Here is a 16,488-nt window from a genome sequence, read left to right as displayed (position 1 = left end):
CACAGTCAAATGCCAAGCACACGCTTTAGCTGCGCCGCATCCACACCGCTGCCCGCGAAATCATCGAATGCATGGTCGGCCACGCGAATGATGTGTCGGCGAATGAACTCCGCGCCTTCACGCGCCCCATCCTGAGGATGCTTCAACGCGCACTCCCATTCCAGCACGGCCCAGCCGGGAAAATCGTATTGCGCCATCTTCGAGAAGATCGCGCCGAAATCGATCTGCCCGTCGCCAAGGGAGCGGAAACGCCCCGCGCGTTCGACCCAGCCACTATAGCCGCCATACACGCCCTGCTTACCGTTCGGACGAAACTCCGCATCCTTCACATGGAACGCCTTGATGCGCTCGTGAAAGATGTCGATGAAGGCGAGGTAATCAAGTTGCTGCAGCATGAAATGGCTCGGGTCGTAGAGGATGTTAGCGCGCGGGTGTTGCTTCACCGCATCCAGAAAACGCTCGAAGGTCACGCCGTCGTGCAGATCCTCGCCCGGGTGCAGTTCATAGCACACGTCGACGCCGGCTTCGTCGAACGCATCGAGAATCGGCGTCCAGCGGCGCGCGAGTTCGTCGAAGGCGGCTTCTATCAATCCTGCCGGACGCTGCGGCCACGGATAGAGGTACGGCCACGCCAGCGCGCCGGAAAACGACACGTGGGTGTTCAACCCCAAACGTTGCGACGCCTTGGCCGCCAGTTTCATCTGATCGACCGCCCACTGCGTGCGTGCAGCAGGATTGCCCCGCACATGCTGCGCCGCAAAGCCGTCGAACAACGTGTCATAGGCCGGATGCACCGCGACGAGTTGCCCTTGCAAGTGCGTCGAGAGTTCGGTGATGGTCACGCCCGCGTCTTCCGCGATCTCGCGCAGCTCGTCGCAATAGGTCTGGCTCGCAGCCGCCTGCTCGAGATCGATCAGACGCGTATCGCATGGCACCTGAATCCCCTTGAAGCCGAGGCTCGCCGCCCAACCCGCCAGATGCGCGAGGTTATCGAACGGCACCTCGTCGCCCATGAACTGAGCGAGGAAAATCGCCGGCCCTTTGATGGTTTTCATCGTACGGTTCCTCGAACTAGGGCGCGCCTGTCACGCTGGGACTGAGGCATGACAGACACGCAGCGGACGCCCGCAATCAGAACGGCGAGTCAGGAAAGTAGAACTGCTGCGCGTTTTCCTTCGTGATAAGCACCGACGGAATGATCGTGGTCGGCGGCAGTTTTTCGCCCTTCAGGCGCGCCTCGGCGGTGAGCTTGATTGCGTCGTAGATGAATTTCGGCGAGTACGACACGTCGGCCTTGATCATCGGCGCGCCATCCATCACGTTCTTCACCATACCCTTCGAACCCGCCCCGCCGAATACGATCTTGATGTCGGTTCGCTTGGCCTGCTCGATCGCCTTGAGCACGCCGACCGCCATGTCGTCGTCAGCGGCCCAGACCGCGTCGATATGCTTGAAGCGCGTGAGATAGTCTTGCATCACCTTGAACGCGTCGTCGCGATTCCAGTTCGCGTACTTGGCGTCGAGGATTTTCATCTGCGGATAGTTCTTGATCACGTTCGTGAAGGCGGTCCAGCGTTCATTGTCGAGCGTGGTCGGAATGCCGCGCAGCGCGACGATGTCGCCCTTGCCGTCGAGTGCTTTCGCCAGATACTCGGCGGGAATCTTGCCGAACGCGGTGTTGTCGCCGGCAACGTAGGCATCCTGCGCGCTCGTATCCGTCAGACCGCGATCCACCACCGTTACATACACGCCTTTCTTCTTCACCTGCGCGACCGGTTGCGTGAGCGAGGCCGACTCGAACGGGAAAATCACCAGTGCGTTGATCTTGTTCACCGTCACCAGATCCTGCAACTGGTTCGCCTGTTCGGGCGCGCCCGCCGCGGTCTTCACGATCACTTTCAGATCGGGATGGGCTTTCTCCAGATCGGCTTTCGCCTTGTTCGCCCACCAGACGATGCCACCTGTGAAGCCATGGTCGGCCGTTGGAATCGCGACGCCCAGCGTGACCTTCTCATCGGCACGCGCGGCGCCTGTCGTGCCCAGTATCCCCAACGCCAGCATGCCGGCGCCGACCGCTCGAATGATCTGCTTCATGGTTGTGTCTCCGTTGTGAGGCGTTCATGCGCCCCGATTCTCGAACTTGCCGTTGTATCCGTTGAAGCCCAACGCCTGCACTTACCGCCGTCCGCGCTGCACGAACGCGACGAAGATAATCACGACACCCTGCACCGCCGCGTTCAGATACACGCTGATGATGCTGGTCAGATTCAGAATGTTGGCGATCACCGAAAGCAGGATCGCGCCGATCACCGTGCCGATCACACGCCCTTCGCCGCCCTTGAGCGCCGTGCCGCCTACCACCACCGACGCAATCGCTTCCAGTTCCCAAAGCAGGCCGGTGGTCGGCGTGGCGGAACCGAGCCGCGGTACATACAGCACCGTCGCCACGCCGACGCAGATGCCGAGCAATACGTACGTGACGATCTTCACGGTATCGACGCGAATCGCCGCATAGCGCGCGACCTGTTCGTTCGACCCGATTGCCTGCACGTGGCGGCCGAACGCAGTGCGGTTGAGGATCAACGCGCCGCCCGCCGCGACAACCAGGAACACCCAGATCGGTACCGGTACGCCAAACAGACTGGCGTAATAAACCGGGCCGTACAAGTCAGATAACGAGTTATCCAAAGTCAGCGCGCCGCCATCCGCGAGCCACGTCAGCACCGCGCGAAAAATGCCCAGCGTGCCCAGCGTGACGATGAACGGCTCAATGCGTCCTTTGGTGATCAACAGCCCGTGCGCGCAGCCGAACAAACCGCCGAGCACCAGCGCGAACACGATGCCGAGGGTGAGGATCAGCAAAGGGGCAAGCGTATGACCGCCGACACCGGCGGCAAGTCCGTTCATCAGCCAGATCATGCTGCCCGCGATCAGCGCCGCCATCGACCCGACCGACAGATCGATGCCGCCCGAAATGATCACAAAGGTCATGCCGACCGCGATGATGCCGATGAACGACGTGCGCGTGAGCACGTTCATCATGTTGTCGAGCGTCGCGAAATCGCGGTTGAGCAGCGTGCCGACAATGCACAGCGCGATCAGCCCGACCAGCGGCCCGAGCGCGTACAGACGGTGCGCGAAGCGCAGCGCGCGGCCGGATTGGACGGCTTCAGTGGGTGCCGGTCGCATGGGCGATCAACTCCTCTTCGGTCAGATGCTCGAGCGTGAGCGTGGTTTGCAGGCGTCCCGCGCGCATCACGGCTACGCGATGGCACAGGCCGATCAGTTCGATCAGTTCGGATGAAATGACGACTACCGCGCGGCCCTGCGCGGCCAGACGATGAATCAGAAAATAGATGTCGCGTTTCGCGCCGACATCGACGCCGCGCGTCGGTTCGTCCAGCACGATCACGTTCGGATCGGGTTGCAGGAATTTGGCGAGCGCGAGCTTTTGCTGATTGCCGCCGGAGAGCATGCGCGCGCGGCTCGACAGATCGCCGGTGCGAATGCCGAAGTCGCTCACCGCCTTCGTCAATGCCGTGCGCCCCGCTTTCATGTCGAGCAATGGGTGCGCGTAGCGTTCGAGCGTCATTAGCGTGACGTTGTCCTGCAAGCTCAGATTCACATGCAGGCCTTTGCCTTTGCGGTCTTCGCTCATATAGGTAAGACCGTGGCGCATCGCGTCGCGAGGGTTTTTCAGATCGGCGCGGCGGCCGGCTATCTCGATGCGCCCCGCCGTGCGTTTGCGCAGGCCGAGGATCGCTTCGAACGCTTCGGTGCGGCCCGCGCCGACGAGGCCGGCGAAACCCAACACTTCACCTGCGCGGACGTCGAAGCTCAGGTCTTCAACCCAGTCTGGTACAGCAAGGCCCTCTACCTTTAGCGCAATCGGCGCGTCGAGAGGCACGGTGATCTTGTCGGGGAACATATCGGACACGTCGCGCCCGACCATCAAATTCGCCATCTGCTGCCGCGCGAGTCCCGCGGTTTCACCGCGCGCGACAAAGCGGCCGTCGCGCATCACGATCACTTCGTCGGTAATACGCTCGACTTCATCGAGCTTGTGCGAGATGTAGATGAGGGTTACGCCGTCGGCTTTGAGCTTCGCCATCAAGGTGAAGAGACGCTCGGTCTCGGCGGGTGTGAGCGTGGCGGTCGGTTCATCCATGATCAGCAAACGCGCGCGCCGCGACAGCGCCTTGGCGATCTCCACCATCTGCTTTTCCGCGACGATCAGCTCGCGCACTTTCGTATCCGGCGCTTTCTCGAGACCGACCTGCGCCAGAAAACGTGCTGCCTCGGCGCGCATGGCGGCATCGTCGACGAACCAGCCGCGCTTTTTTTCATGGCCGAGATACATGTTCTGCGCGATCGTCAGATGCTCGGCAAGATTGAACTCCTGGTGAATCAGCACGATGCCTTGCGCTTCCGCGTCGCGGGAACCGGCGAACTGCTGCGCGTGGCCGTCAACCAGCACGCTGCCCGAGCTTGCCGTTTCGTAGCCGGCAAGGATCTTCATCAGCGTCGATTTGCCCGCGCCATTCTCGCCGAGCAACCCATAGATGCGCCCCGGCGTCAGTTCAAAGCTCACGCCATGCAGCACGCGCACCGGGCCAAAGTCTTTGCGGATATCGTCGAAGCGAACGGCGAGACTCATGACTTATGCGCTCCTGCGGATCACGAGCCGATGCGGCAACAGCACGCCCGGCACACTCGCCAACGGATTCGCGAGCCGCTGCAGCAGCAGGCGCGCGGCGGTTTCGCCCAGTTCACGCATCGGCTGGGCGATGGTGGTCAGCGGTGGATCGATCTGCGCCGCGAGCGAAATATCGTCGAAACCGACTACCGCGACGTCGTCCGGGACGCGCTTGCCGACGTTGCGCAAACCGTGAATCACGCCGATCGCCAGCGTGTCGGAAACGGCAAAGATCGCGCTCGGCGCTTGAGGCTGCTCCATCAGCATGGCCGCAGCCGACGCACCCGCCTCGTAGTCGAGACTGTTCAGATTCATGCGCCAACTGTCATCCGGCGTGATGCCCGCTTCGGTCAACGCATCCAGATAGCCCTGCTGACGCTGCCGGGCGTACAGATAGTCGACATCCGAATTGATCAGCCCAATGCGCCGATGGCCGCGCGCAAGCAGATGCCGTACCGCGTCGCCCGCCGCCCGGTAGTTGTCGATGCCGACGTACGGCACGCCCATCGCCGGATCGAACTCGCAGCACGCGACCCAGGGCAGCGCGCTGGATGCCTCGCCGAGCGCCTGCTGGATGGTGGCGGGATCGAGGCAGATCGCACCGTCGGCGCGGCGGCGGCGCAGCAGGTCGAAGTAGCTGCGTTCGCGGCCCGGATCGGCGCCGGTGTCGCACAGCAGCACGAAGTAGCCGTGCTGGCGCGCGACGCTGTCGATGCCGCGCACGATCTCCGCGTAGAACGGGTTGCCGACGTCCGGCACCATGGTCAGCAGCAGACGGCTTTCGGCGGTGCGCAGGTTGCGCGCGAGTTCGTTGACGCGATAGCCGCTGGCGTCGACCGCCGCCAGGACCTTGTCGCGCGTGGCGGGCCGGACGTTGTCGTGGCCATTCAGCACGCGCGACACCGTCGCCACCGAGACGCCCGCCTGCTCTGCCACCTGCGAAATCGACAGTCCCTCGGCCGGACCCGGTGGCTGAGCCACGGGCCGTGGGCGCCTCGCCGACGACGTCGACGACTTCGCGGGGGCCGCTTTGGACACCGATTTCGACACCGATCTGGACACGTGAATTCGCCGCAAAATGTAATCGATTACATTTTTGGACGATGAAAGCCGGAATCGCAAGGACGGATCACTAGGGATTAACACGGAGGATCCAAGAAGGACAAACTAAGGAGAAACGAAGGACAACGGGGCACAAACGCAATGGCAAGCGCCGCCCGAGGGTGCGGCCCAGCGGCGCACTGCCCGCGAGGGCGTGGGTTTGCGCCGCCATTTGGTACAATCCCGCAGTTACCCTGCCGTGGCCCGCTGCGCCCTGAGTTACACCCGGAGCTTTACCCCGGAGTTGTGCTGTAAGGCCGCCGGTCAGTGGCAAAAAATCGCAAACTCGCCAAACCACACTGCCGAATCCACCATGAACATCGAGCAAGCGCGTTTCAACATGATCGAACAGCAGATCCGCCCCTGGGAAGTGCTCGACCAGGACGTGCTGAATCTGCTCTCGATCGTCAAGCGTGAAAACTTCGTCCCTACCGTCTACCGCGATCTGGCCTTCGTCGACTTCGAAGTGCCGCTGCCGGCCGGCCAGCATATGCTGGCGCCGCGCGTCGAAGCACGCGTGTTGCAGGAACTGGCGGTGAAGAAACACGAAAGCGTGCTCGAAATCGGCGCCGGCTCGGGTTACATGGCCGCCCTGCTCGCGCACCGCGCGCAGCACGTGCTGACGGTCGACATCGAACCGGAACTGGCGGAACTGGCAAAGAACAACCTGATCGCCAACGGCGTGCTGAACGCCGAAGTCGCCACCGGCGACGCCTCGCGCGGCTGGGCGAGCGCGGCGCCCTACGACGTGATCTGCGTATCGGGTGGCCTGCCGGTGCTGCCGCAGGAAATCCTCGAACACCTGAAGATTGGCGGCCGTCTGGCGGCATTCGTCGGCACCGCGCCGGTCATGAAGGCACAGGTCATCACGCGTATCGACGAGAAGCAGTACCGCATCGCCGACGTGTTCGAGACTTATGTCGAGCCGCTGATCAACGCCGTGCAGCCGCCGCGCTTCAAGTTCTAACTCACCTGTTTATCCGTGCGGCCGGCGCGTCGCCGTCCTTTGAACTGGATGTCCTGCTGATGCAAAATCTGACCGCTCCCGCGCTCGCCGAATGGCTCGCCGATCAATCGCGCCCCGCGCCCGTGCTGCTCGACGTGCGCGAACCGTGGGAAATCCAGACGGCGTCGATCGCCGGCGCCGTGTCGATCCCGATGCGTGAGATTCCCGCACGCAGCGAAGAGCTCGACGACGACGCGCAAATCGTCTGCGTGTGCCATCACGGCGCGCGCAGCGCCCAGGTCGCGATGTTCCTCGAATCGCGCGGCCATACCAACGTCTTCAATCTGCAGGGCGGAATCGACGCGTGGTCGCGCCAGGTAGACCCGTCCGTTCCCACCTATTGATCGCACGCTCGGCATGACGCGCCCGCGGGTGCCGGTCCTCGCGGTCTCTTTGGCGCTTCATTGCGCAGCACTCGCGTTTTTCCCGCTCACCGCGCACGCCGTCGGCCTCTCCCAGCTTTACGACGAGGCACTTTCGAACGACGCGCAGCTGCAAAGCGCGCGCGCGGCGCTCGCCGCCCAAAGCGAAGAGTTGCCCCTCGCCCGCGCCAAACTGCTGCCGCAAGTCTCCGCTTCGCTCACCGCGAACCGCCAAAGCACCGATTTTGGCGGCGGCTTTCCTGCTTCCTATGGCAATAGCAACGGTTACGTGATTTCACTCACGCAGCCGCTGATTCACGTCGATAGCTGGTACGGCTATGCACAGGGCAAGCTCGCGGTGGATTCGGCGCAAGCGTCGTTTGCGCAGGCCCGCCAGGATTTGATCGTGCGGCTTGGTCAGGCTTACTTCGACGCGCTCGCGTCCCAGGACAGCCTCGCGATCGTGCGCTCGCAAAAAGCGTCGATCGCGCAGCAGCTCGAATCGGCCAGGCGTTCATTCGAAGTCGGTAACACGACGATCACCGACACCAACGAAGCGCAGGCCAAATACGATCAGGCGATCTCGCAGGAAATTGCCGCGCAGAACGATCTTGCGGTGAAGCTGGCCGCGTTGCAGCAGATTGTCGGACATGCGGTCGAGCGTGTGGATGGACTCGTCTCCGGCGCACCGCTGCCGCCGCCCATGCCCGCCGACATCAACCTGTGGGTCGATGCGGCCACCGACGCGAATTACCAGGTCGTGCTGAAGCAGATCGCGCTGGATAGCGCACAGCGCGAGACGTCGAAGGCCAAGGCCGGACATCTGCCGACCGTCGACCTGGTAGCGAGCCGTTCGCGCAGCAGTCTCGGCGCGGCCGGCGCGGGTAACTTTGGCGGCAATTTTGGTGGCGGCTTCGGCAGCGGCGCGAATACGCCCGCGCCTGGCACGCCGGCGCTCGCCGCGGAACTGGGCAACTTGGGGTCGTCGTACACAAACAGCACGATCGGCGTGCAGGTCACGATCCCGATCTTTGCCGGTGGCGCGACGCAAAGCCGCGTTCGCCAGACGCTCGCGCTCGAAGACCAGGCCTCCGCCGATCTCGATACGGCCCGGCGCAATGCCGCGCTCTCGGCACGGCAAGCTTTTCTCGGCGTGGTGAGCGGGCTTGCGCAAGTGCGCGCGCTGCAGACCGCCGAGCGATCGGCGAATACCTCGCTCGAATCGAACCTGCTCGGGTATCAGGTCGGTGTGCGGATCAATATCGACGTGCTCAATGCGCAGGATCAATTGTTCTCGGCGCGCCGTGATCTGGCGAAGGCGCGCTATGACACGCTGATCAATGGTCTGAAGCTGAAGGCGTCCACCGCGAATCTCACCGATCAGGACGTGTTGCAATTGAGCGCACTGCTGTCGCCGGTCGACGATGGCTCGCTGACCGCGTTGCCGCAGGTGCCGACGGTACCGCATCCAGGTGTTGCGGCTAAGGGCGCTGCCGGGAAGCTCGGGCGGCGCGCGATGCCGAACGCGGCGACGGCCCAGTAACGCAAGACAGTTTCCGCATCGCCCACACCTCCTTTCGTTGTGCGCTTTCTCGGCGCCACCGCAGAAATTTCGTACGGTTTGCTGATCATTGCACAGGCACCATGCTCCGACTATTTTGTGGAGCAGTGCAATGAGACTTCTGAAGATCGCAATGCTGGCCGCAATGCTGTTGCCGCTCACATCGCACGCAACGCTGGGCGGAGCGCCGAGCGCCAGTCCGTCCTCTCCGATCATGCTGCGCGCTACGCCGCAGTCTGCCGCGAGTGCCAGCACGGGCTCAGCCAACACCCCCTCCACCGCGCCCTATACGACGCGCGAATCGCGCGACGCCAACGGCGTCACGATCCGCGAATACGTACTGCCCAGTAATGTCGTGTTCGCCGTCAGGTGGGAAGGACCGATACGCCCGGACATGACGGCGTTGCTCGGCAGCTATTTCCCCAACTACGTCAGCGCCGGCGAGAGCCGCGCGCGCGGCACCGGTCCTTTGATCGAAGGTAACGGTGATTTCCGCATCGAATCGGCTGGCCGGCTGGGGCATTTCTTCGGCATCGCATATCTGCCGCGCCTGATGCCGGCTCATGTGCTCGCGAAAGATCTGCAGTGAACCAACGAGCCGATTTCACGGAAAACACAAACATGAAAATATTCAGCAAAGCGCTCTGGGTTGTCGCAGCGATTTCCAGTGTGGCGCTCGCCGCATGCAGCGGCGGAGGCGGGGGAAACAACAGCCAGGGTGGCAATTCCATCGGCTGGAATGCCACCCCGGACTGGATAGACAAACCAGGAGGGTCCGGCAGTTCTGGCGGCAAACCCGATCCGGCCACGCCATCCGGCGACAAGAACAATACGGTAGCGATTCGCGTCGACAACTCGATGGGCACCATCAACATGCTTTCCGCGACGATCACCGTATGCGTGCCAGGCACGCAAGGCGCCAGCCAGTGCACGACGATCGACCGCATGCTGGTCGATACCGGCTCGGTGGGCGTACGCGTTATGGCCAGCGCAATGCCCACGCTCGGCTCGCGGTTGCTCACCCAGGTCGGCGCTGTCGACGACGCGAGCGGCACGGCCCCGATCGCCGAATGCATGCCGTTCGGTTCGGGTACGACCTGGGGCTCGGTGAAACGCGCCGACGTCACGATCGGCAGCCGTACGGCAAGCAATATCCCCATCCAGTTGATTGGCGACGGCGCCTATACCATCCCGTCGGACTGCGTGGCGCACGGCGGCCCGGACCTCAGCACCGTCGAACGACTTGGCGCCAATGGGATTCTCGGCATCGGCTACGGAACACGTGATTCGAAAGACGCGCTGACCACCGCGCTGCCCGGAAATTACTACTATTGCACCGGGGCCAACGCATGCTTCAACACGCGCATGCTGGCGACCAAAGAGGTGATGAACCCTGTCGCCGCTTTCCCGAGCGATAACAACGGCACGATCATCCGCCTGCCCAAGCTGCCTGTGGGAGGCCAGACGAGTGTCGTCGGCGAACTCACATTCGGTATCGGCACGCAGTCAAACAATGCGTTGCCGTCCAACGTGAATGTTCTGGCATTGGATGAGTACGGCGAATTTACGACTCAATACCAAGGCCAGGTGCTGAGCTGGAGCGCACTCGACAGTGGCACCAACGCCTTCGCATTCCAGGACGATTCGATTCCCACTACGTCGAGCTGGTACACGCCGTCAACCGCACTGAACCTGGCAGCCACGATGGAAGCCACCAACGGCAAGGGGACGCCCGTCAACGCGCCATTTACGATCGACAACGCCGCCCGCGTGTGGGCAAATGGAAACGCCGCTTACGACAACGTCGGCTGGTATCAGTCCAGCTCAAAGATGTTCCTGTGGGGCCTGCCCTTCTTCTACGGACGCAGTGTCTACACGACCGTGGGCAACGGCACGATAGGTAAGCAGAGCGGACCGTTCGTCGCGTTTTAACCGCTGCTGCGTCAAATGGGAGGCGATACCGCAAGGCGTTGTCTCCCTGCCTCGGCGGGAGGCTAACGAGTTGCGAAGTCGGCGTTTCCTACTCCATGTTAGGAATTGTCCGGCACTCTCATTGCGGGCCCGCAGGCACCTTGCTCCGACCTGTTTTTGGAGCAATGTAATGAAATTTGTAAAGATCGTGCTGGCCGCAGCGGCCATGTTGCCGCTCGCGTCATATGCGGCGTTGGGCGGAACACCGGGTGCGGGGTCGGCCCCGAAGTCCTTGCTCCAATCGGCAGCGCCTGCCCCCTCTTCCGCATCCACCGCGGCTTATACCGTGCGTGAATCGCATGACACCGACGGCGTCAGGATTCGCGAATACGTGCTGCCTACCAATGTCGTGTTTGCTGTCACCTGGCAAGGGCCTGTGCGCCCCGACATGGTCGCGCTCCTCGGCAGCTACTTTCCGAACGCAGTCGCCGCGGGTTCGGGACGCGCGCGCGGCACCGGTCCGTTGATCGAACGCAACGGCGACTTTCAGATCGAGTCCGCGGGCCGGGCGGGAAACTTCTTCGGCAAGGCCGTTTTGCCGCGCCTCGTCCCTGCGAATGTCCGTGCTGACGATCTGCAGTAACACGGTGCATCGATCTCACGGAACACAAGAAACATGAAGAATCTCAACAAGAAACTTTGCTTCGCGTTGCTAACGGCCAGCCTGACTCTTTCGGCCTGCGGTGGTGGTGGCGACGGCGACTCGAACGCGACGAAAAACAACGACAAGCCGGCAACACCGACGCCGAGCCCAACGCCGTCGCCGGCCCCTGCGCCTAGCCCGACTCCGAGCCCGAGCCCCGCGCCGACTCCGACTCCGACTCCGACACCAACTCCGACTCCTACTCCGACTCCTACTCCGACACCAACCCCAACACCAACACCAACACCAACACCAACCCCGACTCCGACTCCGACTCCGACTCCGACTCCGACTCCAACGCCAACGCCAACGCCAACGCCAACTCCGACTCCGACTCCGACTCCGACTCCAGTCACCGACGTAAACACCGCGCCGATCGTCATCGATCGCACAATGCCCGGCGCCTCGGTCAACATGCCCTACGTTAGCGTCGCCATATGCAGCCCCGGCGTGCAAGATGCCAACCAATGCGTAACCGTCGATCACATGCTGCTCGATACTGGATCGGCGGGTGTACGCGTAATGGCCAGTGCACTGGGGTCGGCACTCGCCGGCCGATTGCCGGCGCAGACGGGAGCCTCCAACGATCCGACCGGAGGTGCCCCAATCGCCCAATGCACGACATTCGGGGCCGGCTACACGTGGGGGTCGATCAAACGTGCCGACGTAACGATCGGTGGCAAGACGGCAGGCAATCTCCCAATCCAGGTGATTGGGGACGCTGCGTATCCCAATGTCCCGTCAGATTGCGCTTCGCGCGGCATCAGCAATATCGGTAGCACGGTAGCCGCACTCGGCGCCAACGGCGTGGTCGGCATCAGCCCTTCGCGGACCGACTATCCGGCCGCGGCACAATCCGCTTTGTCGGCCACCTACTACTATTGTCCGTCCACGGGTTCATGTACCGGCGCGCGGGTGCCGCTCGACACGCAGGTCATGAATCCGGTCGCCAACTTCACGTCGGACAACAACGGCACAATCGTGCGCCTGCCCGCATTGCCAGCAGGTGGCCAGGCAACGGCAACAGGTGAACTGGTTTTCGGCATTGGTACCCGGCAAAACAACGCGCTCCCGCCGACGGCAAACGTTCTGAAGGTGGATAACAGCGGTGCCTTCACCACTGTCTATCAGGGGCGCACACTCACCAGCTATGTCGATAGCGGAACCCCGATACTCTGGTTTCCGGATACGACGACGCCACTAAGATGGGACGACTTTTACGTGCCGCCGACCACGCTCGACCTGTCAGCCACATGGTATTCCGTTGACTATTCGGCCACCAGGAAAACCGGTACGGTTCTGACGGTGCCGTTCTCGATCGCCAACTCGTCGAACCTGCTGGCGAGCCAGTACGCTGCCTATGGCAACCTCGGCAGATTCTGGTCCGAATGGACCTTCCTCTGGGGTTTGCCGTTCTTCTATGGACGAGACCTTTATACCGCGCTCAGTAACGCCAAAGTCGGCGCGCAAACCGGACCGTTTATCGCGTTCTGACCTTCGGCAACAAATGCGCGTGACACATGGGGCCGGTGCCTTGCAGCGCCGGCCTTTTTCACGTCACAACAGCCAACTTTTGCAGCACTGGTTCTTGCCACTCCGGGCACACCACGGACATGCCATTCTCAAGTTCAAAGATCGGCGCCGTCTCGCCAGTACCCGCGGCGCGTACTTGAACTGAAGGTTCGCCGTAAACGGCATCCAGAACGCAGCCATATTGGATAGTTCGAAGCTGGCCTGCTCAACGCACGTCACCTCTCCTCAAGCGCTCATTCTCCAACGCAGACCGACCGCAACACATGCACAAAGGCGCGGCGGCCATGCACCGCCGACGCCCGCTGTCCGACAGGCACGCTTCGTTGCGGCGCGAGACGCACCCGAACGAAGCGCACACCCCGCTTGTGCACCAATTTCGCGCCAGATTACGCATAACTGACGTCGTGCATCCCCCGCGCCGCAGCGCGCATTCCGCCGACTGCCAGTCGAAATGACCGCATGGCATGTGCCTTGCAGTACACAAGCGGCAAGTCATGCGGGATAGGCCCTGCTGTCTGAAATCGACGCCCATAAACATTCACCATCCATGGCAAGGGGAAATACATGAAACGTCGCAGTCTGTTGAAGTTCGGCTCCATGTCGGGCGCACTGGCGCTTGCTGGTCAGGTTCCGTTTGCTCACGCGCAATCGGGCAGCGGGCCGATCAAGGTAGGCGTTCTGCACTCCTTGTCGGGCACGATGGCAATCTCGGAGACCTCGCTCAAAGACACCGCGCTGATGACCATAGCGGACATCAACAAGAACGGCGGCGTCATGGGCCGCCAACTGCAACCGGTGGTCGTGGACCCGGCGTCGAACTGGCCGCTGTTCGCCGAAAAAGCGCGTCAACTGCTCACGCAGGAAAAGTGCGCTGTCGTATTCGGTTGCTGGACCTCGGTGTCACGCAAGTCGGTACTGCCGGTATTCGAAGAACTGAACGGCCTGCTGTTCTACCCGGTGCAATACGAAGGCGAGGAAATGTCGCGCAACGTGTTCTACACGGGCGCCGCGCCGAATCAGCAAGCGATTCCCGCAACCGAATATCTGATGAGCGCGGAAGGTGGTGGCGCCAAGCGCTTCTTCCTGCTGGGCACCGATTACGTCTACCCCCGCACGACCAACAAGATCCTGCGCGCGTTCCTCAAGTCGAAAGGCGTGCAGGAAGCCGATATCCAGGAGGTCTACACGCCGTTCGGCCACAGCGACTATCAGACCATCGTCGCGAACATCAAGACCTTCTCGCAAGGCGGCAAGACCGCGGTGATCTCGACCGTCAACGGCGACTCGAACGTGCCGTTCTACAAGGAACTGGGCAACCAGGGGCTGAAGGCGACGGATGTGCCGGTGGTCGCCTTCTCGGTCGGCGAAGAAGAACTGCGCGGCATCGATACGAAACCGCTGGTCGGCAATCTGGCCGCGTGGAATTACTTCATGTCCTTGCGCAATCCGGAAAACACCAAGTTCAAGGCGATGTTCGAAAAATGGGTCAAGGATAACAACCTGCCCGGCGGCGATAAACGCGTGACCAACGATCCGATGGAGGCTACTTTCGTCGGTATCCATATGTGGAAGCAGGCCGTCGAGAAAGCGAAGAGCGCGGACGTCGACAAGGTGCGCGTAGCGATGATCGGCCAGACCTTCAACGCGCCGTCCGGTTTCGTACTGACGATGGACGGCAATCACCATCTGCACAAGCCGGTGATGATTGGCGAAGTGCGTGCCGACGGCCAGTTCAACGTGGTGTGGCGCACCAAGACCGCGGTTCGCGCACAACCGTGGAGTCCGTTCATCGCCGGCAATTCGAGCAAGCCGGACGTAGTCAGCTCGATTCCTGCATTCCTGAAGCGCTCGCGCGTTGCCTGATTCTGAATCAGACAGGATGACGCAGTAAGTAGCAGCAAGTAATACGACGGCGCGGTGGCAGCGGCTCTTCAGCACGATGCCGCGCCGCCCTGCCGTTTTTATTCAAAGGCCATCATGGCGTTTTCATTCCTGACTGCCGCACGACGCAGCGCGCGAGAGATCATCGGCAGCTTGGCGATCGTGCTTCTCGCCGGCGCTCCGCTTGCCGCTTTCGCGTTGACTCCGGCCGACGTCGCACCACTCGCCGGCGATGACTTCGACGCGAAATCCGCGGCCATCGACAAGCTGATCGCCAACCACGACAAAGAATCGCTCGCTGTCCTCAAAGCGCTCTCCGAGGACAGCGCGCTCGCCACCGATTCCGGCGAGGTGCTGCTGCAAGACGGCGACACGGCGCGCGATGCCATCACGGGCAAAACAGTCGCCGCGGGCGACGCGCAACCTGTCACCCTGAACAACCTGCTGCGCTCGAAAGTAGCCGGCGCGCTCTCGGGATTGCAACTCGATTCGCCCGACGCCGCCACGCGCGGTGCCGCCATTACGGCGTTGCTGCAAAACCCGGATCCGTCGATCAAGCCGCTCGTCGATGCGGCACGCGCGAAGGAAACTGATCCGGCGCTCAAGAAACGCCTGGACACGCTGTGGGCGATGACCGCGTTGCACGACGCTGACCCGGCCAAGCGCCTCGAAGCCGTCCAACTGGTCGCCGCGCGGCACGATCTCGACATGAACGAACTACTGCGTCCGCTCGTCGCGAAGAAGCCGGACGGCAGCTTCAACGAAACGGACAGCCGGGTGCGCGCCGCCGCGCAAAGCGGTATCGACGAACTCGATTCGATCCAGCGGCGCAGCCAGATCGCCGGTACGCTGTTCGCCGGCCTGTCGCTCGGCAGCGTGCTGCTGCTCGCCGCATTAGGCCTCGCGATCACGTACGGGCTGATCGGCGTGATCAACATGGCGCACGGCGAATTCCTGATGATCGGCGCGTACGCCACCTATGTCGTGCAGAACCTGTTCCAGCGTTTTGCGCCCGGCGCGTTCGACTGGTATCCGCTGCTTGCTGTGCCGGCCTCATTCGCCGCAGCCGGGCTGGTCGGCATCGTGCTCGAACGGCTGGTGTTGAAGCACTTATATGGACGCCCGCTCGAAACCCTGCTGACCACATTCGGCGTGAGCCTGATTCTGATTCAGGCAACGCGCATGCTGTTCGGCGCGCAGAACGTCCAGGTGATCAACCCCGCGTGGATGAGCGGCGGCGTGACCGTGCTGCCCAATCTGATCCTGCCGTACAACCGGCTGGCGATTCTGGCGTTTTCGCTGATCGTCGTCGGGATTGCGTGGGCGGTGCTCACCAAAACCCGCCTGGGTCTGTTCGTGCGAGCCGTCACACAGAACCGGCGGATGGCGGCATGCGTCGGCGTAAAAACCGCGCGAGTCGATTCGTACGCGTTCGCATTCGGCGCGGGCATTGCAGGCCTCGGTGGCTGCGCGCTCTCGCAGATCGGCAACGTGGGGCCGGACCTCGGCCAGAGCTACATCATCGATTCATTCATGGCCGTGGTGCTTGGCGGCGTCGGCCAGCTTGCAGGCACGGTGATCGGCGGCTTCGGGCTCGGGCTGGTCAGCAAGGCGATCGAGCCGTTCTGGGGTGCGGTGCTCGCCAAGATCGCCGTGCTCGTGCTGATCGTGTTGTTCATCCAGAAGCGTCCGCAGGGCATGTTTGCTCTCAAGGGCCGCAGCGCGGAGGCATGA

At 62.5% G+C, this 16,488-nt stretch carries 14 protein-coding genes; 9 read left to right on the top strand and 5 right to left on the bottom strand.

Translation table 11 applies throughout. From position 1 onward, the window contains the following. Positions 1-5: 5 nt before the first annotated feature. The 5 genes from AC57B6_RS03950 to AC57B6_RS03930 form a co-directional block, all read right to left on the bottom strand. Positions 6-1,055 carry a sugar phosphate isomerase/epimerase family protein gene (locus AC57B6_RS03950; RefSeq protein WP_030101904.1) on the bottom strand — a complete coding sequence of 350 codons (1,050 nt, stop codon included), beginning with the start codon at positions 1,053-1,055 and terminating at the stop codon, positions 6-8. 76 nt (positions 1,056-1,131) lie between these two features. Next, on the bottom strand, positions 1,132-2,094 hold the full coding sequence (locus tag AC57B6_RS03945; protein WP_183801931.1) for a substrate-binding domain-containing protein: 963 nt from the start codon (positions 2,092-2,094) through the stop codon (positions 1,132-1,134). Positions 2,095-2,175: 81 nt separating this feature from the next. Next, positions 2,176-3,189 (bottom strand): ABC transporter permease, encoded by a 1,014-nt coding sequence (locus AC57B6_RS03940; RefSeq protein WP_028200552.1) that lies wholly within the window; start codon positions 3,187-3,189, stop codon positions 2,176-2,178. Further along, the gene (locus AC57B6_RS03935; RefSeq protein WP_496420734.1) at positions 3,170-4,657 is read right to left on the bottom strand and encodes a sugar ABC transporter ATP-binding protein; all 1,488 of its coding nucleotides are present in this window, start codon (positions 4,655-4,657) and stop codon (positions 3,170-3,172) included. Before AC57B6_RS03935 ends, AC57B6_RS03940 begins: the two co-directional genes overlap by 20 nt. Before the next feature lie 3 nt (positions 4,658-4,660). Further along, positions 4,661-5,677: a LacI family DNA-binding transcriptional regulator gene (locus AC57B6_RS03930; RefSeq protein ID WP_420910218.1), complete on the bottom strand. Its 1,017-nt coding sequence runs from the start codon at positions 5,675-5,677 to the stop codon at positions 4,661-4,663. A gap of 433 nt (positions 5,678-6,110) precedes the next feature. On the opposite strand from AC57B6_RS03930, the gene AC57B6_RS03925 reads away from it, so the two are divergent. The 9 genes from AC57B6_RS03925 (at position 6,111) to urtB (ending at position 16,488) form a co-directional block, all read left to right on the top strand. Then, the gene (locus AC57B6_RS03925; protein WP_028200549.1) at positions 6,111-6,764 is read left to right on the top strand and encodes a protein-L-isoaspartate O-methyltransferase family protein; all 654 of its coding nucleotides are present in this window, start codon (positions 6,111-6,113) and stop codon (positions 6,762-6,764) included. Positions 6,765-6,823: 59 nt separating this feature from the next. After that, complete coding sequence (locus AC57B6_RS03920; RefSeq protein ID WP_028200548.1) at positions 6,824-7,147, top strand: rhodanese-like domain-containing protein; 324 nt, start codon at positions 6,824-6,826, stop codon at positions 7,145-7,147. Positions 7,148-7,160: 13 nt separating this feature from the next. Beyond that, the gene (locus AC57B6_RS03915) at positions 7,161-8,708 is read left to right on the top strand and encodes a TolC family outer membrane protein (protein ID WP_496420733.1); all 1,548 of its coding nucleotides are present in this window, start codon (positions 7,161-7,163) and stop codon (positions 8,706-8,708) included. 130 nt (positions 8,709-8,838) lie between these two features. Further along, positions 8,839-9,315 (top strand): DUF2844 domain-containing protein, encoded by a 477-nt coding sequence (locus AC57B6_RS03910; protein ID WP_252888794.1) that lies wholly within the window; start codon positions 8,839-8,841, stop codon positions 9,313-9,315. 32 nt (positions 9,316-9,347) lie between these two features. After that, positions 9,348-10,658: a DUF3443 domain-containing protein gene (locus AC57B6_RS03905; RefSeq protein WP_496420732.1), complete on the top strand. Its 1,311-nt coding sequence runs from the start codon at positions 9,348-9,350 to the stop codon at positions 10,656-10,658. Positions 10,659-10,827: 169 nt separating this feature from the next. Further along, a complete protein-coding gene (locus AC57B6_RS03900; RefSeq protein ID WP_496420731.1) occupies positions 10,828-11,280 on the top strand; it encodes a DUF2844 domain-containing protein in 453 nt (150 codons plus the stop codon). 33 nt (positions 11,281-11,313) lie between these two features. Beyond that, positions 11,314-12,834: a DUF3443 domain-containing protein gene (locus tag AC57B6_RS03895; protein WP_496420730.1), complete on the top strand. Its 1,521-nt coding sequence runs from the start codon at positions 11,314-11,316 to the stop codon at positions 12,832-12,834. A 603-nt stretch (positions 12,835-13,437) separates the two neighbouring features. Further along, positions 13,438-14,736, top strand: a complete 1,299-nt coding sequence (gene urtA / locus AC57B6_RS03890; protein WP_106356702.1) for an urea ABC transporter substrate-binding protein — start codon at positions 13,438-13,440, stop codon at positions 14,734-14,736. Between the two features lie 114 nt (positions 14,737-14,850). Continuing rightward, positions 14,851-16,488, top strand: a complete 1,638-nt coding sequence (gene urtB, locus AC57B6_RS03885) for an urea ABC transporter permease subunit UrtB (RefSeq protein WP_081833269.1) — start codon at positions 14,851-14,853, stop codon at positions 16,486-16,488.

Source organism: Paraburkholderia sp. BGA-UO-ETr-F12, assembly GCF_059567945.1.
The sequence above is the reverse complement of the archived record's forward strand: the minus strand, read 5'-3'. Positions and strand labels throughout refer to the sequence as shown.

Excerpts from the sequence above, each read along its gene's own strand:
- AC57B6_RS03895 (WP_496420730.1), top strand. The coding sequence starts at position 11,314 with ATGAAGAATCTCAACAAGAAACTTTGCTTCGCGTTGCTAACGGCCAGC.
- AC57B6_RS03910 (WP_252888794.1), top strand. The coding sequence starts at position 8,839 with ATGAGACTTCTGAAGATCGCAATGCTGGCCGCAATGCTGTTGCCGCTC.
- AC57B6_RS03925 (WP_028200549.1), top strand. The coding sequence starts at position 6,111 with ATGAACATCGAGCAAGCGCGTTTCAACATGATCGAACAGCAGATCCGC.
- AC57B6_RS03905 (WP_496420732.1), top strand. The coding sequence starts at position 9,348 with ATGAAAATATTCAGCAAAGCGCTCTGGGTTGTCGCAGCGATTTCCAGT.
- AC57B6_RS03940 (WP_028200552.1), bottom strand. The coding sequence starts at position 3,189 with ATGCGACCGGCACCCACTGAAGCCGTCCAATCCGGCCGCGCGCTGCGC.
- AC57B6_RS03945 (WP_183801931.1), bottom strand. The coding sequence starts at position 2,094 with ATGAAGCAGATCATTCGAGCGGTCGGCGCCGGCATGCTGGCGTTGGGG.
- urtB (WP_081833269.1), top strand. The coding sequence starts at position 14,851 with ATGGCGTTTTCATTCCTGACTGCCGCACGACGCAGCGCGCGAGAGATC.
- AC57B6_RS03920 (WP_028200548.1), top strand. The coding sequence starts at position 6,824 with ATGCAAAATCTGACCGCTCCCGCGCTCGCCGAATGGCTCGCCGATCAA.
- urtA (WP_106356702.1), top strand. The coding sequence starts at position 13,438 with ATGAAACGTCGCAGTCTGTTGAAGTTCGGCTCCATGTCGGGCGCACTG.
- AC57B6_RS03915 (WP_496420733.1), top strand. The coding sequence starts at position 7,161 with ATGACGCGCCCGCGGGTGCCGGTCCTCGCGGTCTCTTTGGCGCTTCAT.
- AC57B6_RS03950 (WP_030101904.1), bottom strand. The coding sequence starts at position 1,055 with ATGAAAACCATCAAAGGGCCGGCGATTTTCCTCGCTCAGTTCATGGGC.
- AC57B6_RS03900 (WP_496420731.1), top strand. The coding sequence starts at position 10,828 with ATGAAATTTGTAAAGATCGTGCTGGCCGCAGCGGCCATGTTGCCGCTC.
- AC57B6_RS03935 (WP_496420734.1), bottom strand. The coding sequence starts at position 4,657 with ATGAGTCTCGCCGTTCGCTTCGACGATATCCGCAAAGACTTTGGCCCG.